Annotated in this window: 18 protein-coding genes; 8 read left to right on the top strand and 10 right to left on the bottom strand. The window is 60.9% G+C overall.

All coding sequences use genetic code 11. The features are described from left to right. Positions 1–33 precede the first annotated feature (33 nt). The gene (locus V8G57_RS12495; protein WP_342829662.1) at positions 34–723 is read right to left on the bottom strand and encodes an ArsR/SmtB family transcription factor; all 690 of its coding nucleotides are present in this window, start codon (positions 721–723) and stop codon (positions 34–36) included. 92 nt (positions 724–815) lie between these two features. Here V8G57_RS12495 and V8G57_RS12490 point away from each other — a divergent pair, with 92 nt between their 5' ends. Together V8G57_RS12490 and V8G57_RS12485 are read left to right on the top strand one after the other, a co-directional pair. Beyond that, positions 816–2,234, top strand: a complete 1,419-nt coding sequence (locus V8G57_RS12490; RefSeq protein ID WP_425458273.1) for an MFS transporter — start codon at positions 816–818, stop codon at positions 2,232–2,234. 378 nt (positions 2,235–2,612) lie between these two features. After that, the gene (locus V8G57_RS12485) at positions 2,613–3,539 is read left to right on the top strand and encodes a CgeB family protein (protein WP_342829661.1); all 927 of its coding nucleotides are present in this window, start codon (positions 2,613–2,615) and stop codon (positions 3,537–3,539) included. A gap of 258 nt (positions 3,540–3,797) precedes the next feature. Here the strand turns inward: V8G57_RS12485 and V8G57_RS12480 are convergent, their stop codons facing one another. After that, positions 3,798–3,992, bottom strand: a complete 195-nt coding sequence (locus V8G57_RS12480; protein WP_139220079.1) for a hypothetical protein — start codon at positions 3,990–3,992, stop codon at positions 3,798–3,800. 151 nt (positions 3,993–4,143) lie between these two features. On the opposite strand from V8G57_RS12480, the gene V8G57_RS12475 reads away from it, so the two are divergent. Then, on the top strand, positions 4,144–4,746 hold the full coding sequence (locus V8G57_RS12475; protein WP_342829660.1) for a putative pterin-binding protein: 603 nt from the start codon (positions 4,144–4,146) through the stop codon (positions 4,744–4,746). Positions 4,747–4,770: 24 nt separating this feature from the next. Here V8G57_RS12475 and dinB read toward each other — a convergent pair whose 3' ends face one another. The 5 genes from dinB to V8G57_RS12450 form a co-directional block, all read right to left on the bottom strand. Then, positions 4,771–5,928 (bottom strand): DNA polymerase IV, encoded by a 1,158-nt coding sequence (gene dinB / locus V8G57_RS12470; RefSeq protein ID WP_342829659.1) that lies wholly within the window; start codon positions 5,926–5,928, stop codon positions 4,771–4,773. Between the two features lie 101 nt (positions 5,929–6,029). Continuing rightward, positions 6,030–6,473, bottom strand: coding sequence for a type II toxin-antitoxin system VapC family toxin (locus V8G57_RS12465; protein ID WP_342829701.1), 444 nt, complete (start codon positions 6,471–6,473; stop codon positions 6,030–6,032). Continuing rightward, the gene (locus V8G57_RS12460; protein WP_342829658.1) at positions 6,470–6,724 is read right to left on the bottom strand and encodes a type II toxin-antitoxin system prevent-host-death family antitoxin; all 255 of its coding nucleotides are present in this window, start codon (positions 6,722–6,724) and stop codon (positions 6,470–6,472) included. Before V8G57_RS12460 ends, V8G57_RS12465 begins: the two co-directional genes overlap by 4 nt. Before the next feature lie 94 nt (positions 6,725–6,818). Continuing rightward, the gene (gene cls / locus V8G57_RS12455) at positions 6,819–8,240 is read right to left on the bottom strand and encodes a cardiolipin synthase (RefSeq protein WP_342829657.1); all 1,422 of its coding nucleotides are present in this window, start codon (positions 8,238–8,240) and stop codon (positions 6,819–6,821) included. Positions 8,241–8,299: 59 nt separating this feature from the next. Then, entirely contained in the window at positions 8,300–8,932 is a 633-nt protein-coding gene (locus V8G57_RS12450) for a LysE family translocator (RefSeq protein WP_061540312.1), read from the bottom strand. Between the two features lie 121 nt (positions 8,933–9,053). Here V8G57_RS12450 and V8G57_RS12445 point away from each other — a divergent pair, with 121 nt between their 5' ends. The 5 genes from V8G57_RS12445 to V8G57_RS12425 all read left to right on the top strand — a co-directional run bounded on the left by V8G57_RS12445 (position 9,054) and on the right by V8G57_RS12425 (position 15,076). After that, on the top strand, positions 9,054–9,914 hold the full coding sequence (locus tag V8G57_RS12445) for a fumarylacetoacetate hydrolase family protein (RefSeq protein WP_342829656.1): 861 nt from the start codon (positions 9,054–9,056) through the stop codon (positions 9,912–9,914). A 135-nt stretch (positions 9,915–10,049) separates the two neighbouring features. Further along, positions 10,050–10,322, top strand: coding sequence for a DUF2917 domain-containing protein (locus V8G57_RS12440; RefSeq protein ID WP_342829655.1), 273 nt, complete (start codon positions 10,050–10,052; stop codon positions 10,320–10,322). Positions 10,323–10,398: 76 nt separating this feature from the next. Further along, complete coding sequence (gorA, locus tag V8G57_RS12435; protein WP_342829654.1) at positions 10,399–11,757, top strand: glutathione-disulfide reductase; 1,359 nt, start codon at positions 10,399–10,401, stop codon at positions 11,755–11,757. 67 nt (positions 11,758–11,824) lie between these two features. Beyond that, a complete protein-coding gene (locus V8G57_RS12430) occupies positions 11,825–13,501 on the top strand; it encodes an acid phosphatase (RefSeq protein WP_342829653.1) in 1,677 nt (558 codons plus the stop codon). Between the two features lie 132 nt (positions 13,502–13,633). Further along, positions 13,634–15,076: an aldehyde dehydrogenase family protein gene (locus tag V8G57_RS12425; protein WP_342829652.1), complete on the top strand. Its 1,443-nt coding sequence runs from the start codon at positions 13,634–13,636 to the stop codon at positions 15,074–15,076. A gap of 2 nt (positions 15,077–15,078) precedes the next feature. Here the strand turns inward: V8G57_RS12425 and V8G57_RS12420 are convergent, their stop codons facing one another. From V8G57_RS12420 to V8G57_RS12410, 3 genes are all read right to left on the bottom strand, one after another. Then, the gene (locus V8G57_RS12420) at positions 15,079–15,579 is read right to left on the bottom strand and encodes a GAF domain-containing protein (RefSeq protein WP_342829651.1); all 501 of its coding nucleotides are present in this window, start codon (positions 15,577–15,579) and stop codon (positions 15,079–15,081) included. 51 nt (positions 15,580–15,630) lie between these two features. Beyond that, the gene (locus V8G57_RS12415; protein WP_092398751.1) at positions 15,631–16,128 is read right to left on the bottom strand and encodes a winged helix-turn-helix transcriptional regulator; all 498 of its coding nucleotides are present in this window, start codon (positions 16,126–16,128) and stop codon (positions 15,631–15,633) included. Positions 16,129–16,256: 128 nt separating this feature from the next. Then, complete coding sequence (locus V8G57_RS12410) at positions 16,257–16,958, bottom strand: SDR family oxidoreductase (RefSeq protein ID WP_342829650.1); 702 nt, start codon at positions 16,956–16,958, stop codon at positions 16,257–16,259. Positions 16,959–16,973 lie beyond the last annotated feature (15 nt).

Below are 16,973 nucleotides of genomic sequence, written 5' to 3'. Positions count from 1 at the left end.
TTTTGCAGGTCTGTATCCAGCCATGCCGGCCGGCTACTCGTGGTGCAGGGCGATCCCGAACCGTTCCGCCAGCGCGGCGCGGCCTTCCGGCGTGATGCCGACCACGCGCGAATGCTTGCTCCTGGTCAGCCAGCCCAGTTCCACCATGCGCTTCGCCAATGTCGCGCCGAGGGCGCCGGCCAGGTGGTCGCGCCGTTCGCTCCAGTCGAGGCAGGGGTAGGCGAACTGGCGCCGGCTCTTCTGCAGCTGGCGGGTATCGATGCCGAAGTCTTCGAACCAGGTTTCGCCTTGTTCGGACAATGAAAAAGTGCCGTCGTCGGCATGCAGCAAGCCGCGTTCAAGCAGGACCTCGGTCAGCCTGGTTCCCAGCTTTCCCGCCAGGTGGTCGTAGCAGAAACGGGCGGTGCAGATGGCGTCGTTGCCGGTTGCGAGGCCGATGCGCTTGCGCTTCGGGGCGAACACCATCAGGGATTCGATCAGGCGCGCCACTTCCGGCGAGGCCAGCCGAAAATATTTGTGGCGGCCTTGCGTGGTCATGTCGAGCAGCTTGTCTTCCAGCAGCTGGCGCAGGTGCGCGGTAGCGGTGGCGGGCTTGATTTCCGTGCCGTACGCCAATTCCTTGGCGGTCAGGGCGCGTCCTTCCATCAGCAGCGCCAGCATCTGGATGCGGGTCGGGTCGCCGATGGTGCGGGCCAGCCGGCTGAGGTCGGGTTCATCGTTCATAGTTTGATGGTAACCGTACTGTTGTTGTGTGACAAGCGGGCGCAACAAGCCCAGAATCGAGCCTTGACCATTCAGGCAACGGAGCCGCTGCAATGACATCTCACCAACTGGCGCAAGCACCGGCCACACCTGTTGCGAAAGCGGCCATGCCCGCCGCTGGCTGGACCATCGCGGCCAGCAGTTTCGCTTTTATCATCGTCCAGCTCGATATCACCATTGTCAACGTGGCGCTGCCGCAGATCGGCGCTGACCTGGGGGCGCGCGTCTCGGCTTTGCAATGGGTGGTGGACGCCTATACCCTCGGTTTTGCGGTGTTCCTGCTGTCGGCCGGCGCCCTGGGCGACAAATTCGGCTCCAAGCGTTTGTTCCTGGCCGGATTCCTGCTGTTCGCCCTGGCTTCGATCGCCTGCGGGCTGGCGCCGAACGCCGGTTTCCTGAACATCGCCCGCGCCATCCAGGGCATAGGCGCGGCGCTGCTGGTGCCCAGTTCGCTGGCGATCCTGAACCGTGCCTGCGCCCACGATAAAAAACTGCTCGCCAAGGCGATCGGACTCTGGACCGCGGCCGGCGGCGTCTCGATTGCCGCCGGCCCGGTGCTGGGCGGCCTGCTGCTGGCGACCGCGGGATGGCGCAGCATCTTCTGGGTAAATATCCCGATCTGCATCCTGGGTTTTTTGCTGACCTTGCGCGTGGTGCCGGCCATGGCAAGCAAGCTGCATGTGCATCCCTTCGATTTCCTGGGACAGGTGCTGGCGATTGTCGCGCTGACCGGGCTGGTTGGCGCGGTGATCGAACTGCATCCGCTAGGACTGGAGCATCCGCTGGTATTGTCCGGATTCTGCGTGGCCCTGGCCGCAGGCGTCGCCTTCGTCATGGTGGAAAAGAAAGTGCCGCATCCGATGCTGCCGCTGAACTTCTTTCGCCAGACCAGTTTTACTGCGGCCGTCCTGTTCGGCGTGCTGGTGAATTTTTCTTACTACGGCGTGATTTTCGTGATCAGCTTTTACCTGCAGAAAGTGCAGGGCTATAACTCGCTGCAGGCGGGATTGGCGTTCCTGCCTTTGACCGGAACCTTCATATTTTCCAACCTGGCCAGCGGCTGGCTGATCGGGCGCGCCGGCATACGATTGCCGATGGTGCTCGGCGGCCTGATCGGCGCCCTGGGATACGGTTTGCTTGGCACTATCGGCATCGCCAGCCATGCCAGTTTCCTGCAGATGCTGCCAGGTTTCATACTGATCCCGGCCGGCATGGGGCTGGCGGTGCCGGCCATGACGACCTCGATATTGTCCAGTGTGGAAAAAAACCGGGCGGGGACGGCGTCGGCAGTGCTTAATACCGCCAGGCAGGTCGGCGGAGCGGTTGGGGTGGCGGTGTTCGGGGCTTTGGTCAGCGACGGTTTTGGCGGCGGTATGGTCGGCGGCGTCAGGATCGCCTTGTGGACGGCGACCGTGCTGTTGTTGGCGGCTGCGGGGCTGGGTTACCTGGTGCGGCCGGTTGCAACACAATGACCCGATGCGCCGAGCAAGAAATATTTCAAGAATTATGGGGGGCAGCAACCGGATTGCCTCGATTGCACAGTCAGGCGGATCGCAGGTGGCATTTAACTATGTTTTGGCGGGTGGCGACCAAGGCATACACAATTTGACGCATTCTTGAATGCAATGTTTGAAAAATCATTAAATAGAAAATAATTCATCGATGCTATATTGGAAAGCTGATAGTTTCCCCATAAAGAATATTGAGAGATAAGTCGTGGGATTAAATACAAACGAGTGGAAATCGTCGTCAGGTTCAGATGTCGAGCAACCCTGTCGAATAGAGGAAAGATTACGATTCAACTCAGCAGCGGTTATTCCTGGCGACATTGCCTCGGTGAAGGAGCGGCTGTGAGCACGACAGGCCCGGCAGGCTGGCCGGAAGACTTCCCGTTCCGGCCGCATCTGCGCTTCTGTACGCTGGGCAACGAGAACGTGACGGAGGTTATGGAGAGCTTTCGCATTGCGTGCGAGCAGCTGGGGTACTCGACCAGCATCGAAGCCGCGCCCAGCGTAGACAATGCCGACATCAACCTTTTCTTTTTCGCGATGGGTCTTGGCTTGCCTTCCGATGCGGAGCTGCCGCTCAACGCCATCGTTGTCAATTTTGAGCCTGGCCTGCCTGAACTGTTGGCAGAAATGCCCGGTTATCGCCACTTGCTCCAGCGCGCATGGGTCTGGGAGTACAGCCTTGATAATCTGAAGCATCACCAAGCTCTGGGGATACTCAGGTCTGACTACGTACCCCTGACTTTCGAGCCGAAGGCGACGCCCATCGTGTCCGAAGATCAAGTACTGAACGATGACCAGCAGGATATCGATGTCATCTTCTTCGGTGAAACCATGCCCCGTCGGCTCTCCGTTCTGAGCGCGCTGGAGTCGCACGGGCTTCGGGTTGTCTATCCGATAGGAAAGGCCTGGACGCCCGCGCAGCGCGATGCCTTGCTGCCGCGTGCAAAGGTCGCCTTAAACATGCGCAAGGCAGATCACACAAGCACTGCAGAATTGCCGCGCTTGTCCATCCTGTTGCGCAACCGCAAAGCAGTCGTGTCAGAGCTTTACCCGCATTCCGAGATACCACCGGTGCTGCGCGACGCCGTCGAGGGCTGCTCGTACAACGAACTCGTCGAGCGAGTGCATGCGCTGCTGGCCGATGCTCCGCGGCGGCGCATGCTCGAGAAGGCCGGCCCTCTCGCGTTGCTTGGCTTGACGCCACAGAAAGAGATTTTGGCTGGCGCAATCCAGCGTTATGTTGCTGCAGTCCGTCAGCGCCTGTAGCGCAAACCGTCAGCAGACGTATGAGGCCCCGGGCCGAATATTGCTCGCCGCCAAACGCAAAAAAAATCGCTGGCAAGCAAAACTGCTCAAGCGCGATCTGCTTGCGCGGGCAGCGATCATGGCGTGCTTGCGGGAGCTAGATACGGTCGAATTTCAAAAAATGAGAGCAAAAAGTGGAGTGAGTGAATCCAATATCATCAGAGTCAAGTACCGGCTCGCTTAGCAAAGCATGCTGCGAGCCGGTGCTTCTACTACAAATTATTTTTTGTGCTCAACACGGTGATGCTTCTTCACCATCTTGCCGTGATGTTTGACAGGCTCTTGCTTGGTGGTTTCAACCTTGCGGTCATTGCGTGCATCAGGATGGCCGGCCAGCGGGTCGCCGGAGTTCTGGGCTTGTGCGAACGGAGTCAATGCGAGGAGGAGAGCGGCGATACCAAATAGCTTTTTCATATTTATTCCTTCCGTTGATAGGGTTTCACAATCCGCATCTGCAGCGGGATGTCTTATAAACGCCGTGGGGGATATTCGGTTGACAACGGCGATATTATCGGATGGTAACTTCGTGTAACATCGGCCGCACGCCTTTGCCATGGAGCCTTGAATGAAAAAACGCCAGTTTCTGTGGACCGCCGGCCTTTCGCTTGCCGGCACCTTGGGAATATCCGCAGCACCAGCTTACGCGATCGCCGCCGCAAAGAATACAGCGCCAGCCGTGCTGACGATAACCGGCGCCATCGAACGCAGCAACCGCGGGCCGGTCGATCCGGTGATTGACCAGATGATGCACAAGCAGAACGTGCAATTCGCCAGCGCGTTCACCTTCGACCTGGCTGCGCTGGCAAAGCTGCCGGCAGTGACCATCAACCCGACCCTTGAATACGACAGCAAGCCGCACCAGCTGCGCGGCCCGCGCCTGGCCGATGTGCTGGACATGCTGGGCGCCAGCAAGGCGCCGGAGACGCAGATCGTGTTCCATTCGGTGGACGGCTACATGCCGCAGCTGAGTTTCGCCCAGCTCAGGAAATATGGCTACATCCTGGCGACGCATATCGACGGCAAGCCGATGGGGATCGGCGGTTTTGGGCCCGTCTTCGCGATCTACGATGCCGACCGTATCGCTGAACAGGCGCAAAAACCGTTGGACCAGCGCTTCGCTCTCTGTCCCTGGGGCCTGTATTGCATCGAGGTGGTTGCGGGCAAGTGAAGCAAGGGCCTCATCGCCTGTTCATTATTCACTGCTGAACAGCTCGCCTTGCAAGACGGCCGGTTCGTTCGCGGCTTCCTCTTTCCTGGCAAGCGCGCTGGCCCGCACGCCTAGCAACCTGAGGCGCCTGTCCAAGGTAACGCGGCGCAGGCATTCCCCCGCCGCCTGCCGGATCGCGCCTGCGTCGTCGGTCGCGGTGGACAGCGTAAGGTCGCGGGTGACGATGCGAAAATCCGAGAAGCGCAATTTGATTCCCACCGTGCGGGTGACATAACCTTTCCTTTGCAGGTCGCCGGCCAGCCGCACGCACAGGTCCGTGAATATCGGCGTGAGGGTGTCGCGGTCGAGCTTGGCGTGCAGGTCTCGCTCGAAAGTGGTTTCGCGGCTGATTGATTTGGTTTCGGAGCTGGTGACGACGGGGCGGTCGTCCAGGCCGTTGGAAGTGCGCATCAGCCATTCGCTGTAGGTGCGGCCGAAATTATCCTGGAGCACGGCGGGGTCGGTTGCCGCCAGTTCGCCGATGGTATTGATGCCGAGCGCGCTCAGTTTTTCAGCTGCCTTGGGGCCGATGCCGTTGACTTTCCTTGCCGCCAGCGGCCAGATGCGCGACGGGATATCGGCTTCGGTAATCACGGTCAGGCCGTTCGGCTTTTCCAGCTCCGAGCTGATCTTGGCCAGCAGCTTGTTGGGAGCGATGCCGATTGAACACGACAATCCGGTTGCCTCGCGTACGGCATCCTTGATGCGTTGCGCCAGCACGCGGATGTCGTCCGGATGCTGGCTCAGGTCGATATAGATTTCATCGATGCCGCGATCCTCTATCAGCGGAGCGATCTCGGCCACCGCTGCCTTGAACAGCCGCGAGCAATGGCGGTAAGACTCGAAATCGGTCGGCAGCAGGATCGCATCCGGCGCCAGCTTGGCGGCTTTCATCATGCCCATCGCGGAAAACACGCCCAAGGCGCGCGCTTCGTAGGTGGAGGTGGTGACGACGCCGCGGCCGACATAATCGCGCAGCTTGTGATACTGGAGCTTTCCGTCTTTCCCGGGCTCCGGCTTATGCCTGGAGCCGCCGCCGATCACTACCGCCTGGCCGCGTAGTTCAGGGTAGCGCAGCAGCTCCACCGACGCGTAGAAAGCGTCCATATCCAGGTGCGCAATACGACGAATGGGCGAGGACATGAAATCAATGTGTTTGAATGCTTAATACGGCCATAGCATACCATTACTGTATATAAAAACAGTGTTTTAGGTAAATTTTTTCAAACAAATTTTACTTGTCTTTAACGCAGGTCAGAGTATTGAACGTCGATCCATGGATTGAGAATTGCCGCGCCGGTCGCCTGAAAGTCAATGACGTTGCGTGTTACGACCGTCATGCCGTGAACCAGGGCGGTCGCAGCAATCAGCCCGTCACGAACCGGCCGCGGGTCCGGGACATGCAACCGCGCGCTGCGCAGGGCGACAGCGGTGTCCACGACCAGGATGCGGCCTGAGAAGGCCGGCAGAACATGGCTGCTCATCCAGGCCCGGAATATGGCGCCCTGCGAAGGGTCGCGGCGTTCCGCGAGCAATATGCCGATTTCCAGTTCCTGGATAGTGATCGCAGATAGGTACAAGTCAGACGCATCCACGCTGTCGGCCCAATCGGCAACGCATTTATCGGTTTTCCCGAGACGGATTTTCCGTAGCTCGGATACGACATTGGTATCGAGGATATACATCAGGAAAGATCCGCTGCCTGTGCCAGGTCGTCCAGGCAAGGAATTTCAAGTTCTATGGCTTCGATTCCAGGCATAGCCAGCAAATCCGCGATCTTGGTCCTGCCGCCGCTGATTCTCTTGTATTCATCGAACGTCAGCAGCACGTGCGCCGGCCGGCCGCGATCCGTGATGAATACCGGACCGGCTTCTGCGGCCTTTTTTGCCTTGCTGGCATCCTGGTTGAACTGACGGCTTGAGAGGGTTGTGATAGTCATCTTGGCAGCCCACAATGATTTGTAATGTAGATATGTTACTACAAATATAGGGCTATGCAAAAATATGTAGACACATCTCTACAATTTGTTGGTTTTACAATACAGGGCTGAACAAACGGGCGACATGGATCAGCACCCGGTACAGGTAATGCAGCCGCTCGTAGTCGGCTGCATCGATTTCAAGCGCCTGCTCAAAATCGGTCTTCAGCATCTGTTCGACCTCGCCGGCGAATGCCGGATCGATATTCAAGGCGGTGATCTCGAAGTTGAGCCGCAGCGAACGGTTATCCAGGTTCATGCTGCCGACCGCCGCCGTGTCGTCGTCGATCAGCAGCACTTTCTGGTGGATGAACCCGGGCTGGTAGCGGAACACGCGGATGCCGGCGCGCACCGACTCGTGCGCGTACAAGGTCGATGCCAGGAACACGGTGCGGTGGTCGGCGATGGCCGGGATCAGGATGCGTACGTCGACGCCGCGGAACACCGCCAGCTGCAGGGCGGCGTTGACGGCGGAGTCCGGCACCAGGTAAGGCGTGGTCAGCCACAGCCGGCGGCGGGCGGCGTGTATCGCCTGGACGAAGAACAGCGAACAGGTTTCCTGGGCGTCGGCCGGACCGGTGGCGGCAATCAGGCTGGTGGCCGGGCCGTCGCCGGCGCGCGGCGGCAGCAAGGCAAGCGGTTCGCCGTTGATCCAGTGCCAGTTTTCGTCGAAGGCCAGCTGCAGGTCGGCTACTGCCGGACCCTGCAACTCCATGTGGGTGTCGCGCCACGGCGCCAGCGGCGGTTTGAGGCCAAGGTATTCGTCGCCGACATTGAGGCCGCCGACAAAACCGCGCCAGCCATCGACCACGACCACCTTGCGATGGTTGCGGAAGTTGAGCTGGAAGCGGTTGCGCCAGCGCCGGGTGGCGAAGCGGTGGATCTGGACGCCGCCGGCGCGCAGGATCGCATCGTAGGTTGCGGGCAGGTCGTGGCTGCCGACGCCGTCATACAGCACGTGGATGCGGACCCCGGCGGCGGCGCGCTCTAGCAGCGCTGCTTGCAGCCGGCGCCCGAGTTCGTCGTCGTGGATGATGAAAAATTGCACCAGCACATAATGTTCGGCGCCGGCGATGGCTTCGAAGATGGCATCGAAACTGGCCCTGCCGTTCACCAGCAAGCGCAGGCGGTGGCCGCTCAGGAACGGCACCCCCAGCATTTTGCTGATGGCCTGGTAGCGCTGGGCGCCGGCATGCGGCGGGTACTGTTCAGACAGGGTCAGCTGGGCCGGATCGTCCAGCTGGCGCAAGCGGGCCTGGCGCGAGTGATGCAGCTCAACATAACCGGTGAAACGCTTACTGCCCAGGAACAGGTAAGGCAGCAGGGTGAAGTAGGGCAGCAGCACCAGCCCGAATACCCAGGCCACCGCGCCTTGCGGCGTGCGGGTGTGCATCAAGGCGTGGATGGCGGCGACGACACCGGCCACATGCAGCAGCAGAACGACGGTGGAAACCAGGGCAAACGGCAAATACGGCATTCAGGCAGCTCCGAATCTCTTGCAAGCTTGCATCTTAGCCAATAACCGGAGCGGCCCGCTTATTTTTTTGCCTGCAGTGCAATCCGCACCGCCAGGCCGGCCAGCACCGTACCCATCAGCCAGCGCTGGATCAGCAGCCAGCTGGGCCGGCTGCCCAGCACGCCGGCGATCGAACCGGCCGCCAGCGTCACCATCGAATTGACGGTGATGCTGACCACGATCTGGATCACGCCCAGCACCAGCGACTGCACCAGGATGCTGGCGCCGTTCGGATCGATGAACTGCGGCAGCAGCGCCAGGTAAAGCAAGGCGACCTTGGGGTTGAGCAGGTTGGTGAACAAGCCCATCAGGAACAGCTTGCGGTTGCTGTCGGCGGGCAGGTCGCGTACCGCGAACGGCGAGCGCCCGCCCGGTTTTACCGCTTGCCAGGCCAGGTACAGCAGATAGGCGGCGCCGCCGAAGCGCAGCAGGTCGTAGGCCAGCGGCACGGCAAACAGCAGGGCGGTGATGCCGAACGCCGCGCACAGCATGTAAAACACAAATCCGGTGGCGACGCCGGCCAGCGATACGAAACCGGCCTTGGGGCCTTGGCAGATCGAGCGCGAGATCAGGTAGATCATATTGGGTCCGGGCGTGAGCACCATGCCGAAAGCCACCAGCGCAAAACCCAGCAATAAATTAAGATTCGGCATACATGTTTCCAGAAGATTGGCAGGAGGCTGGCTCGGGGCCAGCTTGCGTATTTTGAGCTAAAACTTGCCGCTTCGCATGGGTATTTCCAGGCAGGGCGTTTTTTAAAAAAGGAAGCAACAGATGAAGCTGTTACGAATAGGCCACAAAGGCCAGGAAAAGCCCGCCATGCTGGATGCCGGCGGCAAGCTGCGCGATTTGTCCGGCGTGATCGCGGATATCACGCCGCAGCAGCTGACGCCCGCCGGGCTGGCAAAGCTGCGCGGACTCGATCCGGCCAGCCTGCCGGAAATTGCCGCGCCAGGCCGCATCGGCACGCCGTTCACGGGCGTGGGGAAATTCATGTGCGTGGGCCTGAACTACAGCGACCACGCCGCCGAATCCGGTTTGCCGGTGCCGCCGGAGCCGGTGCTGTTCAATAAATGGAGCAGCTGTATCAGCGGTCCCGACGACGCCATCGTGATGCCGAAAAATTCGGTCAAGACCGACTGGGAAGTCGAACTGGGTGTGGTGATCGGCAGCAAGGCGCGTTATGTCGCGCTGGACCAGGCGCTGTCGCATGTCGCCGGCTATTGCGTGATCAACGATGTCTCCGAGCGCGAGTACCAGATCGAACGCAGCGGCACCTGGGACAAGGGCAAGGGCTGCGACACCTTCGGTCCGGTCGGGCCGTGGCTGGTCACCGCCGACGAAGTGGCCGATCCGCAAAACCTGTCGATGTGGCTGGAAGTCAACGGCAAGCGCTTCCAGGACGGCAGCACCAAGACCATGATCTTCAATGTCGCTTTCCTGGTCCATTACATCAGCCAGTTCGCCACCCTGTACCCGGGCGATATCATTTCCACCGGCACGCCGCCCGGCGTCGGCATGGGGCAAAAACCGCCGCTGTATCTCAAGCCTGGCGACGTGGTGCGGCTCGGCATCGATGGGCTGGGCGAACAGCGGCAGACCGTGTACGCCTGGGATGAGAGCTTGCTCGACTGATTTGATTTGTGCCTGGCAGGCACAAGTGTTGTTCTGATTTCCTGGATTGTTATCGCTGTCGGAATAAATAATAATAAATTTACATTCCGGCAGTCAATGTTTGACGCGATTGACGCCAACATACCGAGGCAAACCATGAAATCAGAGAACATCAGCCATCTGCTGACCCGCGCACATACCCATGACGTTGTCTACCTGGCTGAAGACCAGACCATCTCGATCCAGAAAGCCTTGAAACAGGGCGAAAGAATCAAGTGCCTGAGCGGCTTGCTGTGGATCACCGCCGAGAATTTCAAAGGCGACATTTTCCTGAATGAAAACAAGGATGTTGAAATGCACGGCGCCCGGCACATCGTGATCACCGCGCTGAAGCCTTCCAGTTTCACCTACGAGCAAGCGATGGCGTAGTCGATGGCGTAATATTTGGCATTGCTCGCCGTTCCGGGCGAGTGTCTTGGCCTGCCCATGGCCGCGGAGAATGCCAATGTCTTTTGATGTCGACCTGTTTGTAATCGGCGCCGGTTCCGGCGGCGTGCGCGCCGCGCGCTTTTCCGCCGGCTTCGGCGCCCGTGTGGCGGTGGCGGAAAGCCGCTACCTGGGCGGCACCTGCGTCAATGTCGGCTGCGTGCCGAAAAAATTCCTGGTGTACGGCGCCCATTTCAGCGAGGACTTTGAACAAGCCTCCAGTTTCGGCTGGACTGCCGGCAAGCCGCAGTTCGACTGGAGCACGCTGATCGCCAACAAGAACCGCGAGATCCACCGGCTCAACGAAGTCTACCGCGGCTTGCTGCTCAACAGCGGCGTCGCCTTGCATGAAGGCCACGCCCGGCTGCTGGACAAGCATACGGTCGAGATCAACGGCCAGCGCATCAGCGCCGCCAACATCCTGGTCGCTACCGGCAGCTGGCCGCAAGTGCCGGACATCCCCGGCAAGGAATTCGCCACCACCTCCAACGAAGCCTTCTTCCTCAAGCAATTGCCGCGCCGCGTGCTGGTGGTCGGCGGCGGTTATATCGCCGTCGAATTCGCGTCGATTTTCCATGGTCTGGGCGCGCAGACCAGCTTGCTGTACCGGGGCGACCTGTTCTTGCGCGGTTTCGACCATGGCGTGCGCCAGCACCTGAATGACGAGTTCAAGAAGAAAGGCGTCGACCTGCAGTTCAAGGCCGATATCGCCAGCATCGCCAAACAGGCTGACGGCAGCCTGCAGGCAACCTTGAAAGACGGCCGCGTGCTTGACACCGACTGCGTGTTCTACGCCACAGGACGGCGGCCGATGCTGGACAACCTCGGCCTGGAGCATGTCGACGTGGCGCTGGACGCGAAAGGGTTCATCAAGGTCGACCAGGAATACCGCAGCTCGGAACCCAGCATCCTGGCCCTGGGCGACGTCATCGGCAAGGTGCAGCTGACGCCGGTGGCGCTGGCCGAAGGCATGGCCGTCGCGCGGCGCCTGTTCCGGCCCGAGGAATATCGTCCGGTAGATTACCGGCTGATTCCGACGGCGGTGTTCAGCCTGCCCAATATCGGCACGGTCGGACTGACGGAAGAGCAGGCGCAGGGCGCCGGCCACAAGCTGAAAGTCTTCGAGACGAAATTCCGGCCGATGAAACTGAGCCTGGGCGACTACCATGAAAAAACCATGATGAAGCTGATCGTCGACGCCGACAGCGACCAGGTGCTCGGCTGCCACATGGTGGGGCCGGACGCCGGTGAGATCATCCAGGGCATCGCCGTCGCCTTGCGCGCCGGCGCCACCAAGCGCGTGTTCGACGACACGATCGGCATCCACCCGACTTCGGCCGAAGAGTTCGTCACGCTGCGGACGCCGCGCCCGGATTGAGAGTTTCATGGCAAAAGATGACGGTCTGCTGCTAACATGGCACGCTGCGAACCAACATCAAGAAGCCATGAACGAAGATCAAAAACCGGAAGTGACAGAAGAAGACGAGACCGTCGGTTTCACGCGCCGCCGCTTTCTCGGCAGCGTGGTTGCCGTCGGCGCCAGCCTGGCGTTGTCGGACTGCGCCAGCGACGGCAGCCAGCAGGTCGCCGATGCAGCGCAGGAAAAACTGCTGGACCAGAAGCTGCAATCGGCGGTCAAGCATGTAGTGGTGATCTACGCCGAGAACCGCAGTTTCAATAACCTGTACGGCAATTTCCCCGGCGTGCAGAAACCCTTGTCACAGGCGATGCAGGCCCGCTACACGCAGCTGGACCGCGACGGCAAGACACCGCTGGCGCAGCTGCCCAAGATCTGGGGCGGCCTGGTGCCGCAGGCGCAGGAAGTCGGCGGCCAGCGCTACGTGATTGCAGAAAACCAGATCAGCGGCTTGCCCAACGCGCCGTTCAAGCTGAGCGACCAGCACGGCAAACCGTTGCCGCAAAGTGTGATCACGCGCGACCTGTGGCACAAGTTTTACCAGAACCAGATGCAGATCAACGGCGGCAAGAACGACCAGTTCGTGGCGTGGGCCGATTCCGGCGCCCTGACCATGGGCCACTACGGCGAAACCGCCAGCAAGCTGCGCCTGTGGAAGCTGGCCGAGCAATACACCTTGTGCGACAATTTTTTCATGTCGGCTTTCGGCGGTTCTTACCTCAACCATATCTTCCTGGTTTCCGGGCAGACGCCTTTCTATCCCGATGTCCACAATAGTCCGGCGCGCCACAACGTGGCCACCGTGGAAGGGGATGATCCGAAGGGAACGCGCCTGAAGCTGGACGACAAGAATCCGGCCTCGGCCATCGACGGCCCGCCCAAATTCCTGCGCGACCGCGCCATCACGCCGGACGGTTACGCGGTCAACACCATGGCGCCGCCGTACCAGCCCAGTTTTGTGAAGCCGGCCAAGGGCGGCGATGCGGCCTACGCCGATGCCGGCGATCCGATGGTGCTGCCGCCGCAAACCTATGCCACCATCGGCGACCGCCTGTCGGAAAAGGGTGTCAGCTGGGCCTGGTATGCCGGCGCCTGGCAGGCCGCGCTGGAGGGCAAGGCGAACGACGATGCGGTGCCGAATTTCCAGTACCATCACCAGCCGTTCAATTACTTCAAGAGTTTTGCTCCCGGCACGGCGCTGCGCGAAACCCATTTGAAAGACGCCGGGCTGGGCGACGATCCCGCCACCAACAAATTCCTGGCGGAGATCGATGCCGGCCGGTTGCCTGCGGTGAGTTTTTATAAACCGCAAGGCAACCTGAACCTGCACGCGGGTTATGCCGATGTCGAATCGGGCGACCGCCACATCGCCAACGTCATCGCCCATCTGCAGCGCGGGCCGCAATGGCAGAACATGGTGGTGATCGTCACCCATGATGAAAACGGCGGCTGGTGGGACCATGTGGCGCCGCCCAGGGGCGATCGCTGGGGACCGGGTTCGCGGATTCCTGCGACCGTCATTTCGCCGCATGCAAAAAAGGGGTTTGTCGACCATACCGTGTACGACACCACCTCCATCATGCGTTTCATTACCCGCCTGCACGGCTTGCGCAAGCTGGACGCATTGGTGGCGCGCGACCAGGCGTTCCGGGAAAACCGCCAGGCGCCGCTGGGCGACCTGACCAATACCCTGGACCTGGCATAGGCCGTTCGTCTTGAACAAGCCGGCTGGAAAAGCATCGGCAAAGCCGAGGAAGCGCTCGATTAAAAGCCCGTCCTCGGCGCCGGGCGATGTGCTTTAATTGGTGCATACAAATGCTCTTGTCAAAGGCCAGCCATGAACACAATGACAACGCCAGCCGGCGCCGATTTTGCCCAGGTCCGGCAGGAGATCCGGCGCGTATTCGATGCCCAGGGGACAACGGCTTTGCGCCTGCGCCAATCGGGCAAGGCCGAGCGCCTGCAGAAAATCAGGAAACTGAAGAGCGCGCTGCTGGCGCACAAGGATGAAGTGATTGCCGCCGGTTTTGCCGATTTCGGCAAGCCTGCCGCCGAAGTGGAGCTGAGTGAAATCCTGCCGGTGATCGCCGAGGCCAACGACGCCATCCGCAAGCTGGGGCGCTGGATGAAACCGAAGAAAGTCTGGCCGTCGCGCATGATGGTCGGCACCTCGGCTTATACCCAATACGAACCCAAGGGACGCGTGCTGATCGTGGCGCCCTGGAATTATCCGGTGAACCTGAGCCTGGGGCCGCTGGTGTCGGCGCTGGCTGCCGGCAATGCGGTGATCCTCAAGCCGTCGGAAATGACGCCGCATGCATCAGCGGTCATCGGCAAGATCATCCGCGCGGTATTCAGCGAGGACGAGGTGGCGCTGTTCGAGGGCGATGCGCCGGTCGCCCAGGCATTGCTGGAGCTGCCTTTCGACCATATTTTCTTCACCGGCTCGCCGGCTGTCGGCAAGATCGTCATGGCGGCCGCCGCCAGGCACCTGACCAGCGTCACGCTGGAGCTGGGCGGCAAATCGCCCACCATCGTCGACGAGACGGCAGACCTGCAAGCGGCAGCGCAAAACATCCTGTGGGCCAAGTTCACCAACAATGGCCAGACCTGCATCGCCCCCGATCACATTTATGTGCACGCCAGCGTCAAGGACGCTTTCCTCGGGCACTGCGTGGCGGCGCTGGAGAGCGCCTATGGCAAAGGAGCCGAGCAGGCCGGGAGCAGCAGCCTGGCGCGCATCGTCAACCAGCGCCATACCGCGCGCGTGAAAACCCTGCTGGATGACGCCACTGCGCGCGGCGCGCGGGTCATCACCGGCGGCGTGGTCGACGAAGCGCAGCGCTATATCGCGCCGACATTGCTGGACGGGATCCCGGACGACGCCAAGATCATGGGCGAGGAAATCTTCGGGCCGCTGTTGCCGGTGATTGGCTATGCGCAGCTGGATACGGTGATAGCCCGCATCAATGCCGAACCGAAACCTCTGGCGCTCTATGTGTGGAGCCGCAAGCAGGCCAACATCGCCAAGGTGATGCAGCAGACGACCTCGGGCGGCGCCTGCATCAACCATTGCGTGGTGCAGTTTTTGCACGGCAACCTGCCGTTCGGCGGCGTCAACAATTCCGGCATCGGCAGCGCCCACGGCCACCACGGTTTCCTGGCGTTTTCGCATGAGCGGGCGGTGGTGCGCAACCGTATCATGCTGGCCAAGATGTTCTATCCGCCCTACACCGGCTTGACGCGCAAGCTGGTTGCGCTGTTCATCAAGACGGTCTGAACTTAAGCGAAATCGGTCGCCGCGACGAACAACGCGAGCAGCGCCTCCAGCCCCTGCAGGTCTTCAGGGCGGAAGCGATTCAGCGTGGGGCTGTCGATATCGAGCACGCCGTATAGCTGTCCATCTTTTATCACCGGGATCACGATTTCCGAGTTCGATGCGGCGTCGCAGGCGATGTGGCCGGCAAACGCATGCACGTCCGGCACCAGGATGGCGCGCCGCTCCGCGGCTGCGGTGCCGCACACGCCTTTGCCGAACGCAATCCGGGCGCAGGCGACCTTGCCTTGGAACGGTCCGACCAGCAATTCCTCGCCACCTGCCTTTTTGGCCGGCTTGACCCAATAAAAGCCGGCCCAGTTGAGGTCGGCCAGCGACTGGTAGATGAATGCGGAAAATTGCGCGGCGTTGGCCGTCAGGTCGCGTTCGTCTTCCAGCAGGCTCGCGGCCTGGCGCGCCAGCGAGGCGTAGTCGGCATCAATTTCGGCTGTCAGCGGCGTGAACATGGTTATCCCTAAAAAAATTTGGTTGATTCGGTAGATGCTGCCGGCGCCGCGTTATTTGGAAGTCACGGAAGCCGCGCGCGCGAAGCGCTGCAGGATAGGCTCTGCAGCGGCCGGGCCCGGGCCCATGACATGGTCTTTTTCGCTGATCCTTTTGCCTGTCGTGCTGTCGATCAGCACCGGATCGGCGCTTTTGCCGGTGGCGGTGTCGAGCAGCAGGACGCTTGCGCCTTCAGGAGCGAAATGCTGGTTGCCCCAGGCCATCAGCGCCAGCAGCACTGGACGGAAATCGCGGCCGCGCTGGGTCAGGCGGTACTCATGGCGCGGCGGCTTTTCGCAATAAAGATGGCGCTCCAGCAAGCCTTCTTCGACCAGCGCGTTGAGGCGGCGCGTCAGCATGTTGGGGGCGATGTCCAGGTGTTTCTGGAACTCGTCGAAACGGGTCAGGCCGTAGAAGGCGTCGCGCAGGATCAGGATGCTCCACCATTCGCCGACACGTTCCAGGCTGCGCGCGATGGGGCATTGCATGTTGCCGAAACTTTTGCGTTGCATGATGGATATCCTCTCAGCGTTTTCAAGACTTTCAATATGATAGCAACTGTGGCCCTATTCGGGGACAAATCCTCAGGCGCAGGCAATGGCTTGCTGTTGCGCCTGCGGCAAAACGACTGCCATCGGCATCAGCGTTGCAGCGGCGCCAGGTAGATGCCGGTCGTCAGGCCCTGCTTGACGGTGCGCGTGATATCGTCCGCCAGCACTTCCTCCAGGCCGGCTTCCAGTCCGGCCAGGGTCTGCACCGCTACGTCCTGCGCACTCACCTTGGGCAGATCGAAGCCGTGGGTCATGTCGGTATCCATGAAACCGACGTGCAGGCCGACAACCTGGGTGCCTTGTGCGCGCACCGAAGTGCGCAAGCCGTTGGTGAAACCCCAGGCGGCAGACTTGGAGGCGCCGTACAGGGACAGTTCCGGCGAATTGACCCAGCTCGCCACCGACAGGATGTTGATGATGGCGCCGCCCTTGTTATTGGCGAGGACCGGGGTAAATGCCTGGCTCATGCGTACCGTGCCGAAGAAATTCGCTTCAAAAATCTCGCGCGCGGTATCGATCGCGGCTGGATCGAGATAACTGAACACCCTGGCGATGCCGGCGTTGTTGATCAGCAGCGTCACATCCTTGCATTGGGCGGCTGCGGCGGCCACTTCTTCGGCATTGGTGACATCCAGCTTGACGGCAACCACGCCCGGCAGCTTGATGCTGGCCGGATCGCGCACGCCGGCGTAAACCTTGCTGGCGCCGCGGGCCAGCAGTTCGTGGACGAGGGCCAGTCCGAGGCCGCGGTTGGCGCCGGTGACGAAAGCGACTGAGTCTTTGATTTTCATGATGTGTTTCCTTTG

The sequence above is a fragment of the Collimonas rhizosphaerae genome (genome assembly GCF_038896935.1).
GTDB lineage: Bacteria > Pseudomonadota > Gammaproteobacteria > Burkholderiales > Burkholderiaceae_D > Collimonas > Collimonas rhizosphaerae.
This window is presented reverse-complemented; position numbering and strand designations above follow the sequence as displayed.